We start from the raw sequence: 24,244 nt of genomic DNA on the forward strand, positions 1-24,244 counted from the left end.
TCGCCACGCAGCCGGCGGTCGGCGCGCACACCGCCGGATTCACGGTACCGGTCCAGCCCGGCAGCGCTGTGGTCTGCACCGTGGAGCGGCTGGGATTGAGTTTGACCGACTCGCGCACCGCGGCGTTGGCGTCTACATAGCCGAACCCCACTTCCCACAGCTCGCGTTTCTTGACGACCACCTGCGCGGGATCCAGGCCACTGGTGGCGGCCTGCGTGTAGTACATGGGGCGGCTGGTCTGCTTGAACAGGCTGAGTACACTGTCCAGATTGAGCTTGGGGTTGGCTTCGAGCATCAAGGCCACCACGCCGCTGATATGCGGGGTTGCCATGCTCGTGCCGCTGATGGTGGCATACACAGGATTGTCGAGATCCGGCACGGTGGTTGCGGCCAGGCCGGTCAGGGCGCGGGCAGCGCTGATGTCGACTCCGGGGGCGGTGACGTCCGGATGGACGTTGGTTTCGCCGGCGCGGCCCCGGCTGCTGAAGTCCGCCAGGTAGCCCTGCTTATCGCCGGCTGCCACACTGATCACGCAGGGGCTGGCTGAGTAGGGATTCAGGGTGTTGGCGCCGGGGCCTTCGTTCCCGGCGGCGAATACGACGACCATGCCGGCGTCGTAGGCACGCTTGGCGGCCAAACTGATGGGGTTGTAGGGCGCGAACTCGCCGCTGGAGCCCCAGGAATTGCTGATGACGCGGACGTTGTAAGTTTCGCGGATTTCGGGCTTCATCAGGTAGTCAAAGCCCTGCAGAGCGTACAGGATGCTCAGGCCGTCACCCGCGCCGACGCCGACGATGGTAGCGCCGGGCGCGACTCCGCGGCGCAGGCGGGCGCTGCCTGCCGAAGCGGCACCTGAGCCGCCGATCGTGCTGGCCACGTGGGTGCCGTGCCCGCTGGTGGTGTCAGTGTTCGGCAGGTCAGCGTAGAGGTAGCCGCCGGCAGGCGTATCCGTGATAGGCCCAGCCAGTTTGACGTTCTTCGCCACGTGCGTCAGGTCTTGGTGGCTGGCATCGACACCGGAGTCGATAATGCCCACGCCCACCCCCTTGCCGCTGACGCTGTAGGTGCTCTGCGCGCTGTCAGCACCGATGAACTTGACGCTCTCGGCCAGCTGGTAGCGCAGCGGAGCGTCCTGGTACACCGACACCAGGCCCGGCAGGTTGCGCTGGAGACTGTCGACCAGTTGCGGGGTGATCAGGGTCTTGACGGCCACCACCGGTAGGGTCGTGAGTGCACCCAGACCCTGGCCCAGGTCGACCGGAAGATTGGAGTCCATCCAGGTGATCGCGCGGCCTTTGCTGGCGTCGTCTGCAAAGGACAGGATCAACGTGCCAACCTGGCCGTAACGCATGGTGCTGTCCACCTGCACGGTGCTGGGCGCTGTGGAGTACAGGGCCTGACAGGCCGTCAGGGCGGTGACCTGTGTTTGCGCCCGCGCCGCGAGAGGCGTGAGGGTCGCCGCACCAGATTCAGCGACTTGGGGGGTGGTCTGGCCGCAGGAGGCGAGAAGAAGGGTAAGGCCGAGGCTGCAAGCAGTGAACTGTTTCATCGTGAGTCTCCTGACGTTTGGGACAGAGGTCGATACGCATAGAGCAACGGGAAATTTGAGATGCCCTCATTCCAGCAAACAGAACTCAAAAAAAACTCAAAAGCACTTCACAAATCTGCCTGTTGATGGGGGCAAGCGCAGGCTTAAGGAAGTGTGAAGCAGCGCTCCTGGACGCCTAAAGTTCTGAAAATGCCGCTGGTGACGGAGTTATAGTGGGCCGATGGACGCGTTGCCCGCCCCGCTCTTGCGGGCGCTGAATGAAACGCGGCTGGGGGTGGTGGCCCCAGTCGACGTGGGGGCGGGTCAAGCCGCGCTGCGTGCCTGGGCGCATGCCAGAGGCTGGACGGTGCTGGATACGCTGCCGGGCCCTGGTGACCGGGAGTGGTTGTGGTGTCCGGCGTCCCGGAAGGCGCTGGGAGATTTGAGGCCCGAGCATCAGGACGCCCTGTTTGTTCGTCCAGGCGATCTCCTCCCGGCGCCGGAAGCCTGGGACGTACTCCCCGACACCCCGGACAGTTGGCGGGAAGCCGTCATCACTGCCTACGGGGACTGGCCGTCGGCGCTGAGCGTCGTGCAGCGGCTGAGAACACCAGAGGCCGGTCTGGCCCTGCCGTCCGTGGATGAATTGCCCCGCGACCCCCAGGTGCGGGTTCTGCTGTCCCCTGACTGGCCCCCAGCCGATCTCACGTCCTCGGCCGCGCGCCTGGCTACCTCGGCCCTGGTGAATCCGGCCGTGGCGGCAGCGTTGGAGGTGGATCTGGTCGACCTCGACAGGCTGGCCGACGGAGGCTGGCTGTGGCCGGTGCCCGGTGGGTGGACGTTTCCAGAGCTCCTGCGCCGTGCACTGTGCCCGGTGCCTGATCCCGTTGTGGCCGGGCAGGCGGCCCAGGTTCTGAATAGCGCTGGCCACGAGGCTGCCGCACTGAATACGCTGGCTGGTGCAGGTGCCTGGGCCCAGCATCTACAGGTGTTGGCGCAAAATGCGCGTGCTGGACAGGGCGAGACCAGTCTGCGGGCCCGCCTGGCCCGCGTGCCAGTCGCGTGGCGGCAGGCCCCAGCCGCGCTGTATCTGGCGGGTCTGCTGGCACGCAGCAGCGGTGACCTGGACGAAGCGGAAGCGCTCTATACCCACGCGCTGGAGGGCCTGGAAGCTGGCCTGCTGGCGACGGCCCACAATGCGCGTGGCGTCGTGCGGGCCATGCGCGGCCAGATCGGGGCGGCCCTGGCTGACTTTGAGGTGGCCACCGGGAGCCTGGGTGTGACTGCCGGTGAAGCCAACCAGAACCGCGCGCTGCTGCTGATTCAGACGGGCCGCCACGCAGAGGCCGAGCGGAGTCTGGGCCAGGCTGTGGCGGCCTTCCGGGCTGCAGGCGATACCCCGCGCGAGGTTCGCAGTCTCGAGACGTTGGGCGGGCTGCAATTCGGACGCGGGTTGCTGCAAGAGGCTCTCGTTCCGTACGGCAAGGCGCTGGAACTTCAATCAAGCTCGCCCCAAGACGCGGCCATGACCCACCTGAACCTTGCGGAGGTGTACGCGGCCCTGGGCGACTTTGGCCGCACCGAAACTCACATCCAGGCTGCCCGCAGTCTGCTCGGCGATGGGGAGAGGGGAGACGCCGGCGGGTGGATCCGGCGTGTGGAGGCTCTGCTGGCACTGCACCGTGGCCAGCCAGCGCAGGCGCTGCTGTGGCTGGAAAAAATCACCACCCAGGATCAGACCCTGCGCGCTGAGGCGGCCCTGCTGCAGGCCCGGGCCCACCGCGAACTGGATCAGGGGCCGCAGGCCGAGGTCGCCCTGAATCAGGCCCGGCAACTCGGCCTGCGCGCCGATCTGGAAGCGGCTCTTCAGGGGCAGGGCGAACTGGATGGAGTGATTGCCGCCGCCCGCGATGAGGAAGCCCGGCTGGAACTGGCCACCGCGCTGCTCCACCGCGGCACGTCGGAGGACTTGACCAAGGCCCTGCAGCTGATCCGGACGCAGGGCTACCTGCCGCTGCTGGGCAGCCGGGCCGCCCACCGCTTGGTGGAAGTGGCCCGCGATCCTGAAACCCGCACGCTGTTTCCACTTCGTGTTCAGGCGCTGGGCCCCCTCCGGGTTCAGCATGCGGGGCGCACCTGGCACCTGGCAGATTTTCCGACCCGCAAAAGTGCGGCGCTGCTGATGGCCCTGGCACTCTCTGAGCGGCCCCAGAGCCGTGAGGCCCTCGCCGACCGCTTCTGGCCCGGGGCGAAAAATCCGCTGGCCAGCCTTCAGACCGCCGTCTATCACCTGCGCAGCACCTTTGGTACCGCGTTGGTCAGCACCGAACGCGGTCAGCTCTCGCTGCTGTTTCCAGTTCACAGCGATCTTCTGGATCTCCGCACGGCCCTGCAGCAACTGGACGCTGCCCGTCTCGCGGCGTTGCTGAGACCCCTGACCGCCCCCCTGAGCGCCTTTCCTGATCTTCCCAGCGAACTGCCGGAAGAACGTGAGCAGGCAGAGCGGCTCCTGCATGACGCGCTGCGCACCCACGCCGCCGCGCAGCCGGAAGGCGACGTCCGGCGACGCGACGCGCTGCGCACCCTGATCACCGCCGATCCGCTGGATCTCGACAGCCGTCAGCACCTGATCCGCTGGCACGAGGGCCAGGGGGAGCTGGAGGCCGCCGACCAGGAACGCCGTCACCTGGAGCAGGCTCGTCAGATCCTGGAAGACGGCTGAGCGCGGCCCAATCTCAGTTCGGCGCTGCGCTGTACCGGGCCTGCGACCAGCCGCCTCATACCCCGGTTGACCTGAACGCGCCCGAGCGGTCTCCTTCCTAGGCGTTCCCCACGTGATCTCTGTGTCTCTGTGAGCCCTGTTGTCCTGCTTCGCAGTCAAGGGAGGCAGGTTCAGCGTGCAGGGCGGGGAGTATGACCAGACATATCCGACGGAAGACATCGGCAGTTTCGAGCGTGTGACTGTGCGGGCGCTCGACCCAGCCGGGGAGGTGACGGCGGGTATCCGCTTTGCTGAAGGCCGCTCCGCAATCGTGATCAGGTGCCCAGGCCTCCTACAGTCGAGTGTCATGCGCCTTGTCGTGGATCACCCGGCATTCTGAGGTGATATTGACCCCTTCGTTCAGAGTGGTGGCCTGTCCTCACGGTTCATCCCTGTCGACCAGATTCAGTGTCGGGATGATCTGACCGGGAACGTATGGCACCAAAGCTCTTGCAGGGATGCGTGCGGAATGAGGCTCCGGGCCGCCCTCGCGTCAGGAGTTGAGGGGGTGGGCAGCGCGAGAAGGCTGCCGACTGGAACGTCGGTGGAAAGGCGCCTCTCCGGGCACCGAACAAGACTTCACAACGTCTGAACCACCGGAGGGGCACACCGCATCGCCCAGCACATGTCTTAGATTGACCTGCGTGTCTCAGACCATTTCAGGCCCTTTGTTGCGCCGCTGAACTGTCCACCAGGGGTGACCACCACACCACCGACTGCGGGTAAGCGCCGAAGCTGAAAGGCGCGGCTCATACGGATTCCGGTTGTGGCGGAATGGAGCGGAGTCCGTATCAGATCGTCTCAGAAAGTCCAGAGCACGCCAGCGGCCTACCCAAGACGTGTTGAGCCGGGCGTCGAGGTGTCGCCCTGGACTCCTCGTGCGCGGTAGGAAAGGGACGTCCAGCACAGCACTCATCGACCACGGCATAGACGGCCGGTTGCGCACCAAGTTAAGAGTCCGACAACAGCTCCCAGGGGATACAGCCGTTATGTTGAGCCATGACTTCGCCGCCTGGCTCCGATCTGGGGCCCTTCGCTGCTCTGGCAGAAAATCTTCAGGAGATCATCGAAACACTCGCGGCAACCCGCACGGAGCGCGAGGTCATCGAGATCGTGCTCACCCCGGCTGTGAACGCCCTCGGAGCCGTCGCCGGGATCCTGCTGCTCGTCGACCAGACCGATCAACAGCTGAAGATCGCGGGCAGTCAGGGCTACGAAGACGGAACCCCGACCATCTGGCAGGAAGGCCCGATCGAAGACCATGTGGTGATCGCTGACATCCTGCGGATGCGTGAGGCCCTGTACTTCGAGTACGCCGGTGCATTGAAGGAAGCCTATCCAGAACTCGAGAGCCGCACTGGGGGACTGGCAGCGATCGCCAACGCAGCGCTGCCGATGTTCCTGGACAACCGGCCGCTCGGGGTCATCGTGCTGGACTTTAAGGAGCCGCACCACTTCACCTCCGCAGAACGACGCTTCCTCAAGATTCTGTCGGCCCAGTGCGCCGTCGCTCTCGGACGCGCACAAGCGACCGGGATGCTGGAAGACCGGGTCGAGGATCGCACCCGGCAGCTGGAGGAGGAACGGGCCGCCCAGGCCGCCTTCGTGGCGTTTACCGAGGCGGTCGGCAGTGAGACCGATCTGCCCACGCTGATCCGGCAGGCGATCACCGTGCTCCAGGGCCGCTTTCTGGGAGCGAGCATCGTCTACTACGAGGAGGAAGGGAACCTATGGAAGGCGCGTGTCTGGAGCGAGGACATGCGCCCTGAACTGGTCGCGCTGATCACGGCTGGGCTTCCGCTGGAGACCCCGCTGTTCGCGGAAGTGTCTCACACCCGGCAGCCGGTGTTCACGGACGCCTGGGACGCCGAACGGGAGGGGGTGGCCTCCAGCGAGGAATACGGCGCTGCGGCCAACTATCCGCTCGTAATGGACGGTGGACTGCACTGGGTGTTGTCCATCGGTCTCCGGGGCACCCGCACCTGGATTGAAGCAGACAAAGCGCTGCTGCGGTCGGTGGGGCGGAGCCTGAACCTGGCGCTGGAACGCACCGAAACCACCCGTCGGCTGGCGCTCCAGAACACCGAGTTGCAGGCCCGCACCCGGGCCCTGGAAGCCTTCGCGGAGCTGACGCGCGACCTGGCGCTCACCACCGACCCACTCCTGCTCATCCGGCGCGCGCTGGAGGTGATGATGTCCATGCTCGTGGACGGGGCGGTGTCGTTTTATGTCCTCGAAGACGGCCAGTGGTACAGCCGCGTGCAACACGGTACGCTCCGCTCGCCCGAGTTGCAGGCTGCGGTCGACGCTGGCCTCCCGTATGCGGAAACCCAGAACCTGGTCATCCCCTGGACGACGGGGCAACCGTACTACCAGGACGTCTACGACCAGGACACCGACAATCTGCCTTCACTCGCGGGCCACTTCAGTGCGACTGCCACGCTGCCGCTGCGGGAGGAGGGAGCGCTAATTGGCGTCCTGGCGTTCGTGCTGTTCGACCAGCGGCACTGGTCGAGCGTGGACCGGGTGGTGCTGGAGACGACCGTGCATAGCCTGGAGTTGGCACTGGACCGGGCCGCCAAGACGAAGTCGCTGGACGAGGAGCGCACCGCCCTGTCAGCCTTCACGCGCTTTGCCGAGCTGGTCGGCAGCGAAACGGATGTTCAGGTCTTGGTCGGGCAGGCCATCACCCTGCTGCACGAGACCTGTGATGTGGAAGCCGCTTACTTCGAGCGTGATGGTGATCTCTTCAGTGCGGCGGTCTGGAGCCCCTCGGCGGATCCTGCCCTCCTGCCTCACTTACGGCAGGGCTTCCCACTGCAGCACTCCAGCATCGCCCTGGGGCTCCGGCAGAACACAGCCGCGTATATAGATCACTGGCAGGACACCGGGCTGCTGATCCCAGAGTCGGGGATCTATCAGGCAGTTGCCGGCTACCCCTACTTTATGGACGGAACACTGGACAGCGTGTTGATGATCGGGTCACAGACGTCGCCGACTTGGGATGAACGGAGCAAGGGAATCTTCCGCGCGGTCGGTCGCAGTCTGGATCTGGCCCTGGACCGGGCGCGGCAGACCCGGATGGTGACTGTCCAACGCGACATGCTGGACGCCCGAACCCGCTCGCTCGGCGCGGCCAACGAGGAGCTGGAAGCTTTTGCTTACTCGGTCTCGCATGACCTGCGCACGCCGGTGCGCCACATGACAAGTTTCGGTAATTTGCTCCGCAAGACGCTGGATGACCGTCTGGACGAGAAGTCAGCCCGGTATCTCAGCATCATCGATCAGGCGGCGGTGAGGATGAACACCCTGATCGATGCGATGCTGGATCTCTCGCGCACGTCCCGGCACACCCTCTCTTTCCAATGGGTGGATCTGAACGCGTTGGTGATGGCCGTGCGGGCCACTCTTGAGTTGGACGCCGTAGAGCGGCAGATCGTCTGGGTCATAGGCCCTCTGCCCCGGGTGATGGGGGATCAGGGCTTGCTCCGACAAGTCTTTGAGAACTTACTCAGCAACGCCCTCAAATACACCGCCCGCAAGTCAGAGGCACGGATTGAGATCTGGGCAGAGGACGGCCCACACGAGTGGCGCGTCTGTGTACGGGACAACGGAGTGGGGTTCGATTCGCGCTACACCCACAAACTGTTTGGCGTGTTTCAGCGTCTACATCGTCAGGAGGAGTTTGAGGGCACCGGCGTGGGACTGGCAAATGTACGCCGGGTTGTGGCTCGGCACGGCGGGACGGTGACCGCAGAGGGAGTGCTGGATCAGGGCGCGACCTTCTCGTTCACGCTGCCCAAAGGTGAACTGGCTGAAGGTCAGGTGGACTTCAAAGGAGCAGAAGAACAGGCCGCAGACGCAGACACGGGCAGGGTTCGGTGATGGAAGGGCTTCGAATCCCTTCAGATACACCACCACGAACCTCGTCTCAGCGCGAGGTTTTTAGGTTTCCGTCCTGACACTCCCACCGCCTTCGCGAGTTTTCTAGATCAAGGAGCAGTGTCACGCCGTCTCTGCACTCCACCCGCCCTATTGATTCCTATTTCTCAACTGCCCAGCCCAAGTCTGCTAGCATTCAGAGATGACTGCCACGCGCACGACCCGTCAACGTGATGTGATTGCCCACGTGCTGGAGGGTGCGGAAGGCCCGTTGGCCGTAGGTGACGTGCATGAGCGTGCCCTTTCTGATCTGCCCGGTCTGGGCATTGCTACGGTGTACCGCACCCTCAAACTGCTGACCGAACAGGGCCGCATTCACCCGGTGACGCTGGACGGCGAAACGCGCTACGAGGCCAGCGGCAAAGGCCACCACCATCATTTTTCCTGCACCCGCTGTGGGCGCGTGTTTACGCTGCACACCTGCCCGGTGGCCCTGCCACGCGGCACGGTTTATCCGGGCGGATTTATCGTGGAGGCCCACGAGGTCACGCTGTATGGGCAATGCCCGCAGTGCGCCGCCGCTTCCGCCTGAGTCTGCTGTCCACTGCCCTGTATCTGCTCCCCCACTTGCCCCCCGCCGCCTGACTTGATACCTTAAGTCAGCTTCCGCGTGAAGCGACCCCAATCCAGAGCGCCCGAGAGAACTGGCTCGTAGACGGCGCGGCAACCGAACCTCATTGCGTCACGGTGCCAAGGCCAGCCCAAAGGCGCGTTAACGATGACTGCGCCCGACGGGAACGATCCGGGAAGGTCACGCGATGAATATTTTCGCCCCTTCTCTTTTCCCCAAGAGAGGGGGCGCTTTCCATTCCGGTTGGCTCCCCCATCCACCCCAGACAATCTGTTGTCTTGCCGGAGGGCCGCTCCATGACCAACATCAAAAAACCTCACTTCGAAACCCTGCAAGTCCACGCCGGGCAGCGCCCCGACCCCACCACCGGTGCTCAGGCCGTGCCCATCTACGCCACCAATTCCTACGTGTTCGAGTCTCCGGAACACGCCGCCAACCTGTTTGGGCTGCGGGCCTTCGGCAACATCTACAGCCGGATCATGAACCCCACCAACGCGGTGTTGGAAGAACGGATTGCCGCGCTGGAAGGCGGTGTGGGCGCACTCGCCGTTGCCAGCGGGCACGCGGCCCAGTTCCTCGCCATCACCAATGTGGCCCAGGCCGGAGACAACATCGTCTCCACGCCCAACCTGTACGGCGGCACGGTAAACCAGTTCCGGGTCACGCTGCGGCGGTTGGGCATAGAGGTTCGCTTTACGGGCAAAGACGAGCGTCCCGAAGAATTTGCCGCCCTGATCGATGACCGCACCCGCGCCGTGTACCTGGAAACCATCGGCAATCCGGCGCTGAATATTCCAGACTTCGAGGCGATTGCGGCAGCTGCCCATGCCAAGGGTGTGGCCGTGTTCGTAGACAACACTTTTGGGGCGGGCGGCTACTACTGCCAGCCCTTCAAGCACGGCGCGGACATCGTGCTGCATTCGGCCAGCAAGTGGATCGGCGGACACGGGAACGGCATCGGCGGGCTGATCGTAGATGGCGGCAAGTTCGACTGGGGCAATGGCCGCTACCCCCTGATGACCGAGCCGAGTCCCAGCTATCACGGCCTGAATTTCTGGGAAGCCTTTGGCGAGGGCAACGCGCTGGGGCTGCCCAACGTGGCCTTCATTACCCGCGCCCGCACCGAGGGATTGCGTGATCTGGGGCCGACTCTGGCTCCTCAGCAGGCGTGGCAATTCCTGCAGGGTATAGAAACCCTGAGTCTGCGGGCCGAGCGCCACGCCCAGAACGCACATGCGCTGGCGGTGTGGCTGGCTGCCCACCCCGACGTGTCCCGCGTGACTTACCCCGGCCTCAGCAACCACCCCCACTACGACCGCGCCCAGACCTATCTGCCGCGTGGGGGCGGCGCAGTCCTCACCTTCGAGTTGCGCGGCGGACGTGCGGCGGGCGAGGCCTTCATCAGTTCGGTGCAGTTGGCCCAGCACGTCGCCAACGTTGGAGACACCCGCACCCTGGTCATTCATCCGGCCAGCACCACGCACTCGCAACTGGACGACCAACAGCGCACGGCGGCTGGAGTCACGCCGGGACTGGTGCGCGTGTCGGTGGGCATCGAGCATATAGACGACATCCGCGAGGACTTTGCTCAGGCCTTGGCCGCCGCCCTCGTGGACGCGGAAGGCGTATGACCGCCGTGAGTTTTGTACCGGAACTTCTGCCCCCGCCCGAAGCATTCAAACCGGACGAGGCCGCCCCGGAGCGATGTCTGCCGCGCCGCCACACCGTGACCCTGTTTCGCGCAGGGCCGCTGCTGCTCGACTGCGGCCAGCCCATGAACAATGTGCGCGTGACCTATCACACCTACGGCGAGGCCCGCCCAGACGCCACCCTGGTGCTGCACGCCCTGACCGGAACCAGCGCGGTTCACGAGTGGTGGCCCGACTTTTTGGGTCAGGGCAAGCCGCTTGACCCCAGCTGCGACTTCGTGGTGTGCGCCAACGTGCTGGGCGGCTGTGCGGGCAGCAGCGGGCCGTCCGAATTGCCGACCGTGGGCGGCGAGCCGGTGGCCCTCACCCTGCGCGATATGGCCCGCGTGGGCCGCGAACTTCTGCGGCATCTGGGCGTGGGCCGCGTGCGCGTGATCGGCGCGAGCATGGGCGGGATGCTGGCCTATGCGTGGCTGCTGGAGTGCCCCGATCTGGTGGAACGGGCCGTCATCATCTGCGCACCCGCCCGCCATTCGCCGTGGGCTGTCGGCCTGAACAGCGCCGCCCGCAGCGCCATTGCCGCCGCGCCGGGAGGAGAAGGCCTGAAGGTGGCCCGCCAGATCGCTATGCTCAGCTACCGCAGCCCCGACAGTTTGGCGGCTACCCAGAGCGGCCCCAGCACGCGGCGGCCCGGCGTGCCTGCCATCACGTCCTACCTCAACTATCAGGGCGAAAAGCTGGCCGAACGCTTCTGCGAGCGCACCTACGTGACCCTGACCCGCGCCATGGACGCCTTCCAGCCGGGCGACGCCGAACTGGCCTGCATCGGCGTGCCCGTGCTGGTGGTGGGCATCAGCAGCGATGTACTGTACCCGGCGGCAGAAGTGCAGGCGCACGCGGCCCAGTTGCGGCGCGGTACCTACTGGCAACTCGATTCCATTCACGGCCATGACGCTTTCTTGATGGATGCGGGCGAATTGCCGGAAAAGGTCGGGGCGTTTTTGCGTGCCTAAGAGCCTTTCTTAGACCTCCCTCCTAGCGTTCACTCCACCGCCTCCCCCCGCTGCATCTTCACGGCCCGCACCAGATTTTGGTACATCAGGGCGCTGGTCAGTGGGCCGACGCCGCCCGGCACAGGGGTGAAGGCCCGCACCACATCGGCCACTTCGGGCGCGGCGTCCCCGACCACGCCGTTGGGGGTCACGTTAATTCCCGCGTCCACCACCACATGATGAGGCTGCACCTGCTGGGGCCGCAGCAATCCGGGCTTGCCCACCGCAATCACTACGGCGTCTTGCGGGGCCAGCACCGCCGCCAGGTCGCGGGTATGTTCGGTGCACACGGTCACGGTCATGCCCCGGTTGCCCAGCATCCATGTCAGCGGGCGGCCCACAGTGCGCCCCGGCCCGATCACGGCCACGCGCAGACCGCGCAGGTCGTCGCCCAGTACCGAGCGCAGCAGGAAGCGCACCGAACGCGGCGTGGGCGGCAAAATGGCTTCCTGTTCGCGGCCCGCCGTCACGAGGGCGAGGTTGGCGGGCGTCAGACCTTCCACGTCTTTGCGGTGGGCCAGATGCAGCAGGCTCAGGTCAGGGTCTAGCCCTGCTGCCAGCGGCAATTCCAGCACGATGCCCTGCACGTCTTCCTGCTCGGACAATGCCCGGAGTTCGGCATTCAGGGCGTCTTGCGTCAGCTTTGGCCCCAGCTCTGCGCCCAGGTCGCGCACCGTAAAACGCACGCCGAGTTGCCCGGCCCGCCGCGCCTTGCTCTGCACATACACCCGCGAGGCCGGGTCGTCAGAGGCCAGCACACTGACCAGATGGGGCTGGAATCCTTCTTGCTGCCAGATGGCTAGGGCTGACTTGACGCCTTCGGTCACGGGGTCGGCCAGCGGTTTGCCGAGGATGAGGGTTGACATGTTGGCTCCTTATTTGGGGAATTGGGCGGGATTTTTGGGGCCTGTCCCACGCTTTACCCCACCCCCTCTGGTTCGCAGCTTTGCAAGTACCCCACCGGGTAGGGGGAGCGGCGCTCTGCTTCGCAGCTCTGCGAGTCCGCTGAGGAGGATTGATCTTGTCGCATTCAGACTTGGCGAAATCGTTCATCTGAAGCGGAATTGCCAGTCGTCTTGAAGCTGGAATTGGCCCGCCCATTGCGTTGACGACGGCCACACAGATGGGGGCGGGGACGGTGTGGGGTGGCGGTGTCGTGGTTTTTGCTCCTCACCCTCGGCTGGTACAGCTCCGCAGGAGAGGGCGGAGGTTGGGACTCGCAGAGCTTCTTGCTCAGAACGGACTGTCGTCATAAACGGACTCGCATGAGCAAGCCATTCCTCCCCATGAGGACGTCTGACCGCTGCGCCAGCAGAGGGGGTGAGTGAGCGCCAGCGATTGCCCTCCCGTCATTGCTTAAACCCTCAGGCCCTAGACCCTTAGACCTTCCGCCCCTCAACCCAAACTTAGTGCCGGAAGTGGCGTGACCCCGTAAACACCATGCTCAGGCCCAGTTCGTTGGCCGCCGCGATCACTTCCGGGTCACGTTTTGCGCCGCCCGGTTGTAGGATGCTCAGGACGCCCGCGCCCGCTGCCAGCCGCACCACATCGTCAAACGGGAAGAAGGCTTCCGAGGCCAGCACCGCGCCCACCGCCCGCTCTCCGGCGTTGGTTACGGCGCGTTCGGCGGCCCAGATGCGGCTTACCGCTCCAGCACCCAGGCCCACAGTGACGCCGCCGCGTGCGAGCACCACCGCGTTACTGCGGGCGTGTTTGACCACACCCCAGGCAAAGCGCAGGTCGGCCCACTCGGTATCGGTGGGTTGGCGGGCCGTGACCACTTCGGGGCAGAGGTCGGCCCAGGGGCGGGCGTCGCGCTCCTGCACGGCGAATCCGCCTGCGATGGGGCGCAAGTCCAGCACGCTGACGGCGGAGGTGGGCGCGGCGATCAGCACGCGCAGGTCGGGCTTTTTGGCCGCGAACCATTCCACGGCTTCAGGCGTCACGTCCGGCGCGATCAGCACTTCCAGAAAAGTACCGCGCATGGCCTGGGCCGCTGCCAGATCCACTGCACCGCTGACCGCCACCACGCCGCCAAACACGCTCAGCGTATCGGCGTCGCGGGCCTGTTCCCAGGCCGCGTGCACGCTATCAGCCACCGCCACGCCGCACGGGTTGCCGTGCTTGACCGCCACGCACACCAGTCGGGGGTCGCCTGCCTCGGTTTCCTGCGCGGCCAGTTCGCCACATAGGGCGTAAGCCGCGTCGGCATCGGCATAATTGTTGAAGCTCATGGGCTTCCCGGCCACCACGCGGGCATCCAGCACTGGCCCCCGCGCCGCGCCCCAGCGGTAGATCGCGCCGGGTTGGTGGGGGTTTTCGCCGTAACGCACCTCGGCCACCCGCGAGAGTTCAAGCGTCAGCGCTTGCGGCAACTGGGTCGGCAGAGTGTCCGATGAGCCGTCCAGATAGGCCGTAATCGCCGCGTCGTACTCGCTGGTGTGGCGGTAGGCTTTGGCGGCGAGGCGGCGGCGGTCTGCCTCCGTCACCTCGTCCTGCAAGGCCAATGCGTAATCTGCCGGATCAACGAGGATCAGCACGCCTGCATAGTTTTTGGCGGCGGCCCGGATCATGGCGGGGCCGCCGATGTCTATGTTCTCAATCGCCTCGGCAAATTCGGCCCCGCGTGCCACCGTTTCGCGGAAGGGATACAGGTTTACGCACACCAGATCAATCGTGCCGATGCCGTGGGCGTCCAGCTCGGCCAAATGGCCCGCGTCGCGCCGCGCCAGAATGCCGCCGTGAATGCTGGGATGCAGGGTTTTGACCCGTCCATCCAGAATCTCAGGAAAGCCCGTGATGTCGCTGACGGCGGTGGCCGCCACGCCCGCCCCCGTGAGGGCCGACAGCGTGCCGCCCGTACTCAGCACCTCCCAACCGCGTTCCACCAGCACCCGCGCAAAGTCCACCACGCCCGCCTTGTCACTCACCGAAATCAAGGCCCGTTTCTTCGTCTGTCCCGTCATGTCCAGCCTCCTGTTCAAGCGAAAGTCGGACGCTCCAGCCAGCGGCACAGTCTTAACCGTGCAGCGGTGATGCGTCCGACCCAGGCGTGCGATCCAGTCTTGCTTGGGCGGCTTCCCCGTGGTAGACCCCACGTTCAGCGCCAGTTGCCGCCCGCTGTGGCCGCAGCATACAGGGTGCGGGCGGCGGGGGAGAGGCGGCACGTCCAGACCACTCGGACGAGCCTGCTCCCCCAATGACCGCTCCAGTTACCGTTCCAGCACGCTCACGATTTCGATGTGGCTGGTCTGCGGATAAAAGTCGTGTGGAATGACTGCGCCCAGTTTCCAGCCGCGCCGGGTCAGGTCGCCCACGTCACGTGCCCACGTAGCCGGGTCGCACGATACGTACACCAAGCGGTCGGCGGTAGAAGCGTGGATATGCTCGCGGGCTTCGGGTTCCAGTCCGGCACGGGGCGGATCGACCACGATTACATCGGTGCCCAGCTCGCTAAACCGGGCCGCGTCGCCGCTGCGATAGGTCACGTTCTTTTCTCCACTGAGGGCCACATCCTGACGGCCACGCGACAGGGCTTCGGGCGAGGAATCCAGCACCGTGACCTTGCGGAAGCTGGGTGACAGGTGGCGGCCAATGGCTCCCGCGCCGCCGTACAAGTCCACGGCATGTTCCCCTTTTCCGGCCAGTTCTGCGGCCTTTATGTAGGCTAGACCCGCCGCTTCGGGGTTTACCTGTGCGAATCCGGTGGCGCTCACGCTGACCTGTACCAGCCCAAACTGCTCCCGAATCTCGGACTCGCCCGCAATCAGGCGCACGCCCGCGCTGAAGCGTTTTCCGGCAGGTTGCGCCAACGACACGCCCACCACGCCCGCTTCCATCAGGTGATCGGAGGCCCGCAGGAAGGCCCGCGTCTCGCCCGCGCCGATCACGGCAGCCACCACTTCGCCGGTCAGTAGGCTGGCGCGGAAGGCGATTTCGGTGGCGGGGGCCAAGCGTTCGGTGTCCAGCTTGTCCATGATGGCCTGAATCTGCGGCATCACGAGGGGGTCAGCGCCTACCACCAGCGGCCCAGTGCCCCGGCGTTCGCGGTAAGCAAACCCTTCCGGCGTCACCAGATACTGCGCCGTGTTGCGGTAAAACCACTCGCGGGGGCTGGGCACGGTGTCCTGCACGGTGTGGCGCACCTTGGCAATGCGGGTCAGGGCTTCTTCCACAAAGCCGCGCTTGAAAACCAGTTGCGCGGCATACGACGCGTGGGCAAGGTCGGCGGTGGGCAGCGCGGTGGCTTCTACCCGGTCAGGGCTGGCCCGCAAGACTTCGCGGGTCACACCTTGGCGCACGCCCCGGCCATCGCGTAGGGCGGCAGTCACTTGCTCACCGGGCAATGCCCCGCGTACCAGCACCACACCGTCGGCGTCGCGGGCCAGTCCCAGCCCCCCGGCAACTAATTTTTCTATTTCGAGTGTGACCAACCCTGTGTGTGCTGGGGTGGCGGGAGTGTGTGCGGCGTCAGACATAACCTACAGGGTAGCGCAGGGCGGCGGGGGGAAAAGGGAGCGGGCGAGGAAAGGGTCTGGGAAACGAATAAGGGCGGCCCCTTCCCGCTGGCCGCCCTACTCTTGCTCAGTTCTCTTCAACCCTCTTCTTCGTACTCCAGATACGTGTAGCCCAGCAGTTCCTCGCCGTAGTCTTCTAGCAGCTCGGTCTCCTGCTCCGGCGTCAGCATTTTGGCTTTAATCGCAGCGTCGGCCTGATCTTCAATCGCGTCGCGCAGCATGGGTTCCTCGTACCCCATCGACTCGATCATGCGGCGGGCTTTCTGGCCGCGCACAAACAGGTCGATGTGGTAGCGCCCGCCCGGACGCACCGTGATATGGGCCTCGCTGACCTTGCCGAACAGGTTGTGAGAACTGCCCAGCACGTCCTGATACGCGCCCATCAGGAACACGCCGAGGTAGTACGGCTTGCCCCCCGGCTCGTGCAGAGGCAGCGTGGCTTTCACGTCGCGTAGGTCGATAAACTTCTCGATCTTGCCGTCGCTGTCGCAGGTGATGTCTACAATCGTGCCCTGCCGCGTGGGACGCTCGTTCAGGCGGTCTACAGGCACAATCGGAAAGAGCGCCTGAATCGCCCAGTTGTCGGGCAGACTCTGGAACAGCGAAAAGTTGCAGATGAACTTGTCGGCCAGCACCTTTTCCAGGTCTTCCAGTTCGTCGGGCACATACTTCTCGTGCTGAATCATTTTGGCGATCTTGCGGAGGATGGCGTTGAACAGCGCCTCGCCGCGTGCCCGGTCTGCCAGCGTCACGTAGCCGAGGTCAAACAGGTTGTGCAGCGTCTGCTTGTCGCCTACCGCGTCGTTGTACGTCTCGCGGTAGTTGCGGGCGGTAATATTCGCCAGCCCTTCTTCCAAGTCCTTCACGATCTGGTGGCTGTCGCCTTCGGGCGGCGCGAGGTCTTCCAGGTCGCGGGTTGGCCCGGTCACGTCCAGCACGGGCATCACCAGTACCGCGTGGTGGGCGGTCAGGGCGCGGCCCGATTCGCTGATGATCACGGGTTCGGGCACCTGACGGGCGCGGCAGACTTCCTGTACGGTGTAGACGATGTCGGCGGCGTACTCGCGCACGGTGTAGTTCATGGAGGCGTAGAAGGTGGTCTTGGAGCCGTCGTAATCGACGCCGAGGCCGCCGCCCACGTTCAGGTATTTCAGTTGTGCGCCAGCGGCGATCAGGCCCGCGTAGGTCTGGGTGGCTTCCCGCACAGCCACCTTCACGCGGCGAATATCGGTGATTTGCGAACCGATATGGGTGTGCAGCATGACCAAGCTATCGAGCATATTCTCGGCCCGCAAACGCTCCACCACGCGCAGGAGCTCGTAGGCGTTCAATCCGAATTTGGCCTGATCGCCGCCCGATTCTTCCCACTGCCCCGATCCGCGTGCGTGCAGCTTGAAGCGCACGCCGATGGCAGGCTTCACGCCTAACGCTTTGGCCTGTTTCAGCACGCGGTCAAGTTCGCTGTACTTTTCCAGCGTAATGACCACGTTTTTGCCCAAGGTGCGGCCCCACAGGGCCAGCTTGATAAAGCCGTCGTCCTTGAAGCCGTTGCAGCACAAGAGGGCGTCGGGGTGCATCCGCTGGGCCAAACACAGCGCCAACTCCGCTTTGCTGCCTGCCTCTAGGCCGTGCGCGTAGTCGTATCCGGCGGCGGCTACCGTTTCCACCACAGCGCGGCGCTGGTTGACCTTGATAGGAAACACGCCCTGATAATGGCCGCCGTAGCCGTACTCGGTGATGGCTGCGCCAAAGGCTTCGTTCAGATGCTTGACCCGTCCGGCCAGCACTTGCGGAAAGCGAAGAATCACGGGCAGGCTCTCGCCGCGTTCCACGATTTCGTCGATGATGGCCCGCAGCGGCGCGTGCAAACCGGGCGCAGGCGTCACTTCCATCTGGCCTTTGTCGGACACGCGGAACCAGCCGCCACTCCAGTTGGGCACCTGATAGAGTTCGGCGGCGTCGACGGTGGTAAAGGGTTGTCCGGGGTTTAGGGGCGTCGTAGTCAAGGGGCGTCCTCCTCCAAGAAGTGCAGTGGGGTAGGCTCGCCGTGCGCGGGGTTCGGAGTATCAGACCTGCCGGGGCAGATGGGCACTCAACGGACGCCGTGCGAAACCGGGGGCATAATACGGCACAGCGCGGCCACAAGTGGGGGGAAGAATGGCATTTGCGGCGGGCTGACAGGGAGAAGACACAGGGCAGATGCCCGCATACCGGCACCCAGCAAAAAAAAGAGCAAAGCATTCAGCCTCACTCTCTTCTCTTTCAACTCTGTATTTGGCGGTCCGGACGGGATTTGAACCCGCGACCTTCTGCGTGACAGGCAGATATGCTAACCGCTACACTACCGGACCACTCTTGTTGAGCGAACACTGACCAACCAATTCTGGCAGACCAGCGGACAAGAGATTAAGGGCCAGCGGGCGGGAAGTCAAGCGGCGGCACAGGCGGGGTGTCTGAAAGCGCCGCCGCAGACAGCTTATACACGTATTCGTCGCTGACGCTGCCCTTGAAGTGATCGGCTCCCAGAACAAGGTCTGTCTGAACAAAACCCAGCCGCTGCGCCAGTCGCCGCGACGCCGTATTGCGCGTGTCCAGGTTCGCCACGAATTCTTCTACGCCCAGCCCAGTATGCAAAAAGCCCAGCATGGCCCGCATCGCCTCTGCCGCGTGGCCTTTGCCCCACGCTTCCGGCGCGAACACGTAGGCCACATCTGCCGTGCGCTGGGCTACGTGAACGGTGGCCTGCACGGTTCCCAGCACTGTTTTCCCGCTACAGACGATCCAGTTCAGCCACAATTCCCGGCCATCCGGCGAGCGGCGAGATTCTTGGTGGGCAAACCGTCGCCGCAGCGCCTCTGCATCGGTGGGTGGAGTGCCGGGAATGTACAGGTAGATGCGCGGATCGGACAGCGCCGCCAACACTGCGGGTGCTTGGGCCGCCACCTGCGGTTCCAGCCGCAGTGTTGGCGTGGTCAGGAGTGGGTTGATTTCAATTTCGGCGGACATGGCAGGCAGTGTAAAGCCCAGTCTTTGTTCTCAGCCGTGATGCCCCGCGCTCATCCAGAGCCGCCATCATGCTTGGTGATGAACAGGCCGGGAAAAATAGTGCAGATCGGTATGCTGGCAGGAATGCTGCTGGGATTGTCTTCGTGTGGGCAGGCCGACGCCCTGACCGTGCAGCGCGTGACTTCGGGTGGAATGCTGTACACGGTAGCTGTGGTGAACTTGGCCCAAGACCGCCTGGAGTTGCACTGGAAGAACCCGGCCACAGGCCAGCCCTACCAGACCTTGGACGCCGTGCAGAAGCGGTTGGTGGGGCAGGGCCAGAAGATGCTGTTTGCCACCAACAGCGGCATCTATGCCCCCGGCCCGCGCCCGCTGGGGCTGCACGTTCAGGGCGGCAACACGTTGGTGCGTCTCAACAATGCCCGCTCTGGCGGCAACTTTGCCCTGCTGCCCAACGGCGTGTTCTGGGTCAAGGGCACCCGCGCAGGCGTGACCGAAACGCAGGCCTACCGCCGCCAGAATCTGGTTCCCACCTATGCCACGCAGTCGGGGCCGCTGCTGGTGTCGGGCGGCAAATTGCACCCGGAATTCAACCGCAGCGGTACCAGTTTTAAAACCCGCAGTGGCGTCGGCGTATGCAGCGACGGGCGGGTGCGGTTTGTGGTCAGCGCTGGCCCGGTCAACTTCTACAGCTTCGCCATTTTTTTCCGCGACGCCCTGAAGTGCCCCGACGCCCTGTATCTGGACGGCAGCATCAGCGCCTACGCCACGCCGGATGCCAATACGCAACTTGCAGAGTTTGGCGGGATCTGGACGGTTTCGCGGTGAGGGAACGGGCGTCTAAGGGTCGAGGGGTGACTCATTAAAGTTGGCGTTTGTTGAGGCTGTGCAGCTGCTGCGTTGGCTGTTGCCGTTCTTAGACGCTTCGCCCCTCGACCCTTAGACTGCTTCTAGAGTCTCTGCCCCCTCCTGCCCGGCTTGGCATCTGCACACGCGGTACTCTGAGGCCCATGACCTCCAGCACGCCGCCGACCCCGCCCGGTTCTCATCAGGCCAGCACTGCTGCTCCGGCCAATCCCAAAGGCGACCTGATTGCCCGCCTGATCACGCTGGGAGCGGGTGCACCCACGTTTCAGGTGTCGTCCGACGGCCCCGCGCACGAGCGCACCTTCCGGGTACGGGTGCTGGTGGGCGGGCGAGAACTGGGCGCAGGAGGCGAGGGCCGAAGCAAAAAGGACGCCGAGCGGCTGGCCTCTGAAGCGGCCTTGAGGGTGCTGGACGGACGGCAGGAGGCGGCCAGCGAGCAGACAACTGAGACAGAAGGCGAGACGGACGAGGAATCGCAGGGCCAGTGGCCGATTTACGCGGCGGTACTGGCCGAAGCGTTGGATGTGGCGCTGGATCTGGCCGACGAAGACGCCTCCGTGGACGACGTGCGCCGGGAAGCGGGCCGCCTCTACCGCGACCTTCTGGCCGATCTGGGACACGGGCCCGAATGAGTCTGACTCTTCCGACCCGTCCGGCAGGCGTGCTGTTCGATATGGACGGCGTGCTGACCGCCAACAATCTGTTCCACCGTCAGGCGTGGCAGGAAGTGGCGCTGGAAGTGTTGGGCCTGACTCTGACCGAACACGATCTGGACACCAAAGTAGACGGGGGCCGCAACCCCGAAATCATCGAGCGGCTGACCGGAAGCTACCCCGACGACGCCCTGGCCCTGCGCTTTCATGACGCCAAAGAGGGCCGCTACCGCCAACTGGCCGCAGGCGCACTGACCGAAGTGGAGGGCCTGAGTGCCTACCTGGACGCGCTGGAGGGGCGCGGCATTCCCTTCGCCCTCGTGACCAGTGCCGACGCCGTGAACGTGGCATTTGGCATGGAGGCGCTGGGCTTCGGCCCCCGCTTTGGGCCGCGTGTGCTGGGCGAGGACGTGACGCGGGGCAAGCCGCACCCCGAACCCTTTTTGCTAGGTGCGTCCCGCCTGGGTCTGAATGCCGCCGAGTGTCTTGCCCACGAAGACGCCGTGAATGGTGTGCTGAGCGCGGCGGGCGCGGGCTGTACGGTGGTGGCCCTGACCACCACGGCCCCCGCCGAAGCGTTGGTGCGGGCCGGGGCAACCCTCACGGTTCCAGACTTTAGGAACTTTGAGCTGTGGCTTGACTGACGCCAGAAGAGATGACACAGCCACATGAAAGGAGCCGACGCCGAAGCCCGTGCAGCACGGCATTTGCAAGGGCTGGGGCGGGAAGTGGTGGCCCAGAATTACCGCATCCGGGGCGGCGAAATAGACTTGGTCACGCTGGACGGCCCGGTGCTGGTGTTTACCGAGGTGCGCCACCGCAGCAGCGCACGGTATGGCGGGGCCGCCACCAGTATCACGCCGCAGAAGCTGGCCCTGATGTACCGCGCCGCCCAGAGTTACCTGCTGCGCGAACACGGCCGCGAAGATCTGCCCTGCCGCCTGGAAGTGCTGACCATAGACGGCTCCGCCGAAACGGGGCTGGTTACGCTGATTCCGGTGGACTAGGGGCGTGAGGCAGAGGCTTGCTCATCACTCCCCCTAACCTTTACTCCCCGTCAGTCGGCATCTCGTTGAATACGCCCTCATCGGCGGGGAAGTCATTGAAAGAATCGTCGGGCAGGGGTTCGGGGTCTCCGGCGGGCACAGGCTCCGGCACCAGCGGCGTTTCGGTCACCGTGCCGACAGCATCGGGCTGAACGGGTTCGGGCGTCGGGGCAGGCTCCGGCTCACTGGGCAGCGGTTCGGGCTGGGTGGGTTGGGCAGGGACAGGCTCCGGCGTGACGATTTCACTGGGCACAGGCTCGGTCACCGCTTCTTCAGGTACAGGTTCAACAGGCACGGTGTTTACAGGCGCGGTGTCAATAGGCATAGCTTCTTCGGGCACAGCTTCCGGCACAGGCTCTACAGGCACGACCTCCTGCACAGGCTCTGGCTCGGTCACTTCCGGTTCGGTGGGCTGCTGCGCAGGCCGAGGTTGCGCTTCGGTCTGCACAGGGTCGCGGCTGCGGCGCGAGAAGAAGCCGCCTCTGCCCGCAGTGTCCTCGCCGTCGCGGGCCACCGGTTCTTCTTCGGCATTGCTGTCCAAGAAGGCCATATTCACCTGACGCACCACGCGGTAGGTGATGCCGCCCGGTTCGGCAAAGGTGGCGCTGGGTTTGCCTGCCAGCGCTCCCGCTACCGCTGCCTGCCAGATCGGGGTGGGAATCTCGCCGCTGTAGGCCCAGGACGGCAGCGGCCCACCCTCCTGCTTGCCCACCCACACGGCCCCGGCCACCGTAGGCGTCACGCCTGCAAACCACAGATCCTTAATCTCGTTGGTGGTTCCGGTTTTGCCGCCCACCTGCACGCCGGGAATGCGGGCACGCACCGCCAGCCCACCCTGCGAGGTGTCGAGGTCGTTGACCACGCCGCGCAGCATATCCAGCCCCAGCCACGCGGTTTGGGTGTCCCAGACGCGCTTGGCAACCGGGGCGGGCCGGGTGTACAGCACCTTGTCGCGGGTGTCCTGCACGCGGCGCACCAGTGTGGGCGCGTAGTACAGGCCGCCGTTGGCAAAGCTAGCGTAGGCGGAGGCCAATTGCAGCGGGCTGGCTTCCAGCGTGCCGATGCTCAGGCTCAGGCCCGCGTTGGGCGGCGGCGTCAGGCCCAGTTCGCGCAGTTTGGCCTCAAATTCCTTGATGCCGACTGCCTGAGCCGTCCTAACGGTGGTCAGGTTCAGGCTGTGATCCAGCGAATAGCGCATGGTCACGTAACGGCCCGTCCAGCGCCCGTCGTAGTTTTTGGGCTGATAGTCGCCGCGAATAGGCGCGTCCAGCACGGTATCGCTCTGTTTCCAGCCCCGTTGCAGGGCCAGCGTATACAGCAGCGGCTTCACCGAACTGCCCACCTGTCGCCGCGCCTGCGTCGCATTGTTCCAGTCGCTGGGGCGATCCCCAGTCAGTTTCTGGCCCACCAGTGCCAGCACCTCGCCGTTTTTGGGGCTGACCAACGCAATGCCCAGCGTGGCCCCATCGGGCAAATCGGCATTCCGGCTGGCACGTTCGGCAGATTGCTGCGTCTGCAAGTCCATGCCGGTGTAAATCTTGCCGCCGCCGTACAAGGCTTTGCGGCCAATAATCGGTGTCAGTTCCTTTTCTACGGCCTGCAAATAGGCCAGATATTGGTAGCGGTTGCCCCCGCGTGCGGCTTCGGCCTCGTTCAGATTGGACTGCAGGCGGGCCGGATTTTCCAGCACGGCACTTCTCAGGCTGCCGTCGGTGTTCCAGCCTATTCGCCACCCCGCCGGATAAATTGGCGTGCGCCACGCGGCATCGGCCTGCGCCTGCGTAATCCGGGCGTCTTCCACCATGCGGCCCAGCAGGTCTTTCATCAGGGGCCGGAATGCCTGAAAGCTTTTGTAGCGGCGGTTGGGGGCCGGAATAATGGTCGCCAGATACACGCTTTCGGCCAGATTCAGGTCGCTGGCTCCTTTGCGGAAGTAAGCCCGCGCCGCCGTTTCCGCGCCCACGATGTCGCTGCGGCCCCCGTCGCCCCAGTAAATGACGTTCAGGTAGGCGTTCAGAATCTGTTTTTTGTCGAAACTGCGCTCTAACTGGTAGGCCAGCACCGCTTCCTTAAATTTTCGCTCGGCGGTGCGGGCGCTGTTCAGGTCGGCCAGCAGCGTGTTTTTCACCACCTGCTGCGTAATGGAGCTGCCGCCCTCAAGGTCATTTTGCAGGACGCCCTTAATCAGCCCGCGCCCGATGCCGATGTAATCCACGCCGTTGTGCTTAAAAAAGCGGCGGTCTTCGCTGGTCACCACCGCGTCCTGCAACCAGGGACTGATCTGGTTCAGCTTGATCAGGTCGCGGTTTACGCCGCCCGAACTGCTCAGGCTGGGCGTCAGTGTGCCGATCAGGGCATTGTTGCGGTCATAGACCCGCGTCTGGCCGCTAAATTCCAGCACATCCAGATCGGACACGTTGGGCAGGTCGCGGCCCCACGCGTACCACAGGCCGCCCGCCCCCGCCACACCCGCCAACAACAACACCCCAATGCCCGTGAAAAACCTCATCGGCTCAACTCTAGCGGGATTTGGTGAGTGCGCCGGGAAGCCGGGTCACGGTCACGGGCGGGGAGCGGGTGCATAGGGGCAGCTTAGGCGCTGGGCCGGGGCGGGGTCGTCCATCCTTTGCATGAGGCGGTTCAGGAGAAAAA

The 24,244-nt window shown here is 64.8% G+C and carries 16 protein-coding genes, 1 tRNA gene and 2 riboswitches (1 of these 19 running past the window's edge); of the genes, 9 read left to right on the plus strand and 8 right to left on the minus strand.

Going from position 1 to position 24,244, the window contains the following annotated elements; translation table 11 throughout:
• Window positions 1-1,549 carry the 5' portion of a S8 family serine peptidase gene (locus M1R55_RS09105; RefSeq protein WP_249391488.1) on the minus strand. It extends 278 nt beyond the left edge of the window, so 1,549 of the gene's 1,827 nt are visible here — the first part of the coding sequence; it begins with the start codon at window positions 1,547-1,549; its stop codon lies off the left edge, out of view.
• 220 nt (window positions 1,550-1,769) lie between these two features.
• Between M1R55_RS09105 and M1R55_RS09110 the strand changes: the two genes are divergently transcribed.
• The 5 genes from M1R55_RS09110 to M1R55_RS09130 all read left to right on the plus strand — a co-directional run bounded on the left by M1R55_RS09110 (window position 1,770) and on the right by M1R55_RS09130 (window position 11,464).
• On the plus strand, window positions 1,770-4,250 hold the full coding sequence (locus tag M1R55_RS09110) for a tetratricopeptide repeat protein (protein WP_249391489.1): 2,481 nt from the start codon (window positions 1,770-1,772) through the stop codon (window positions 4,248-4,250).
• Between the two features lie 1,038 nt (window positions 4,251-5,288).
• The gene (locus M1R55_RS09115) at window positions 5,289-8,174 is read left to right on the plus strand and encodes a GAF domain-containing protein (protein ID WP_249391490.1); all 2,886 of its coding nucleotides are present in this window, start codon (window positions 5,289-5,291) and stop codon (window positions 8,172-8,174) included.
• A 199-nt stretch (window positions 8,175-8,373) separates the two neighbouring features.
• Window positions 8,374-8,763, plus strand: coding sequence for a Fur family transcriptional regulator (locus M1R55_RS09120; RefSeq protein ID WP_249391491.1), 390 nt, complete (start codon window positions 8,374-8,376; stop codon window positions 8,761-8,763).
• A 90-nt stretch (window positions 8,764-8,853) separates the two neighbouring features.
• Window positions 8,854-8,956, plus strand: a riboswitch (SAM riboswitch).
• A gap of 142 nt (window positions 8,957-9,098) precedes the next feature.
• Entirely contained in the window at window positions 9,099-10,433 is a 1,335-nt protein-coding gene (locus M1R55_RS09125; RefSeq protein WP_249391492.1) for an O-acetylhomoserine aminocarboxypropyltransferase/cysteine synthase family protein, read from the plus strand.
• Window positions 10,430-11,464 carry an alpha/beta fold hydrolase family protein gene (locus M1R55_RS09130; RefSeq protein WP_249391493.1) on the plus strand — a complete coding sequence of 345 codons (1,035 nt, stop codon included), beginning with the start codon at window positions 10,430-10,432 and terminating at the stop codon, window positions 11,462-11,464. Before M1R55_RS09125 ends, M1R55_RS09130 begins: the two co-directional genes overlap by 4 nt.
• A gap of 29 nt (window positions 11,465-11,493) precedes the next feature.
• Here M1R55_RS09130 and M1R55_RS09135 read toward each other — a convergent pair whose 3' ends face one another.
• The 6 genes from M1R55_RS09135 to M1R55_RS09160 form a co-directional block, all read right to left on the minus strand.
• A complete protein-coding gene (locus tag M1R55_RS09135; RefSeq protein ID WP_249391494.1) occupies window positions 11,494-12,369 on the minus strand; it encodes a bifunctional 5,10-methylenetetrahydrofolate dehydrogenase/5,10-methenyltetrahydrofolate cyclohydrolase in 876 nt (291 codons plus the stop codon).
• 540 nt (window positions 12,370-12,909) lie between these two features.
• Window positions 12,910-14,469 carry a bifunctional phosphoribosylaminoimidazolecarboxamide formyltransferase/IMP cyclohydrolase gene (gene purH / locus M1R55_RS09140; protein WP_249391495.1) on the minus strand — a complete coding sequence of 520 codons (1,560 nt, stop codon included), beginning with the start codon at window positions 14,467-14,469 and terminating at the stop codon, window positions 12,910-12,912.
• 71 nt (window positions 14,470-14,540) lie between these two features.
• Window positions 14,541-14,627: riboswitch (ZMP/ZTP riboswitch) on the minus strand.
• A gap of 88 nt (window positions 14,628-14,715) precedes the next feature.
• Window positions 14,716-15,981, minus strand: a complete 1,266-nt coding sequence (locus tag M1R55_RS09145; RefSeq protein ID WP_249391496.1) for a class I SAM-dependent RNA methyltransferase — start codon at window positions 15,979-15,981, stop codon at window positions 14,716-14,718.
• Window positions 15,982-16,097: 116 nt separating this feature from the next.
• Entirely contained in the window at window positions 16,098-18,026 is a 1,929-nt protein-coding gene (gene speA, locus M1R55_RS09150; protein WP_249391497.1) for a biosynthetic arginine decarboxylase, read from the minus strand.
• Window positions 18,027-18,295: 269 nt separating this feature from the next.
• Window positions 18,296-18,371 (minus strand) — tRNA-Asp (locus M1R55_RS09155).
• A gap of 55 nt (window positions 18,372-18,426) precedes the next feature.
• On the minus strand, window positions 18,427-19,026 hold the full coding sequence (locus M1R55_RS09160) for a GNAT family N-acetyltransferase (RefSeq protein ID WP_249391498.1): 600 nt from the start codon (window positions 19,024-19,026) through the stop codon (window positions 18,427-18,429).
• Window positions 19,027-19,104: 78 nt separating this feature from the next.
• Here M1R55_RS09160 and M1R55_RS09165 point away from each other — a divergent pair, with 78 nt between their 5' ends.
• The 4 genes from M1R55_RS09165 to M1R55_RS09180 all read left to right on the plus strand — a co-directional run bounded on the left by M1R55_RS09165 (window position 19,105) and on the right by M1R55_RS09180 (window position 21,553).
• On the plus strand, window positions 19,105-19,854 hold the full coding sequence (locus M1R55_RS09165; RefSeq protein WP_249391499.1) for a phosphodiester glycosidase family protein: 750 nt from the start codon (window positions 19,105-19,107) through the stop codon (window positions 19,852-19,854).
• A gap of 182 nt (window positions 19,855-20,036) precedes the next feature.
• Window positions 20,037-20,525, plus strand: a complete 489-nt coding sequence (locus M1R55_RS09170; protein ID WP_249391500.1) for a putative dsRNA-binding protein — start codon at window positions 20,037-20,039, stop codon at window positions 20,523-20,525.
• Window positions 20,522-21,190, plus strand: a complete 669-nt coding sequence (locus M1R55_RS09175) for an HAD family phosphatase (protein ID WP_249391501.1) — start codon at window positions 20,522-20,524, stop codon at window positions 21,188-21,190. The genes M1R55_RS09170 and M1R55_RS09175 overlap by 4 nt, the downstream gene beginning before the upstream one ends.
• Window positions 21,191-21,214: 24 nt before the next feature.
• Entirely contained in the window at window positions 21,215-21,553 is a 339-nt protein-coding gene (locus M1R55_RS09180; RefSeq protein ID WP_249391502.1) for a YraN family protein, read from the plus strand.
• A gap of 40 nt (window positions 21,554-21,593) precedes the next feature.
• Here M1R55_RS09180 and M1R55_RS09185 read toward each other — a convergent pair whose 3' ends face one another.
• Window positions 21,594-24,101, minus strand: a complete 2,508-nt coding sequence (locus M1R55_RS09185; RefSeq protein WP_249391503.1) for a transglycosylase domain-containing protein — start codon at window positions 24,099-24,101, stop codon at window positions 21,594-21,596.
• Between the last annotated feature and the right edge of the window lie 143 nt (window positions 24,102-24,244).

The sequence above is a fragment of the Deinococcus sp. QL22 genome, from assembly GCF_023370075.1.
Lineage (GTDB): Bacteria > Deinococcota > Deinococci > Deinococcales > Deinococcaceae > Deinococcus.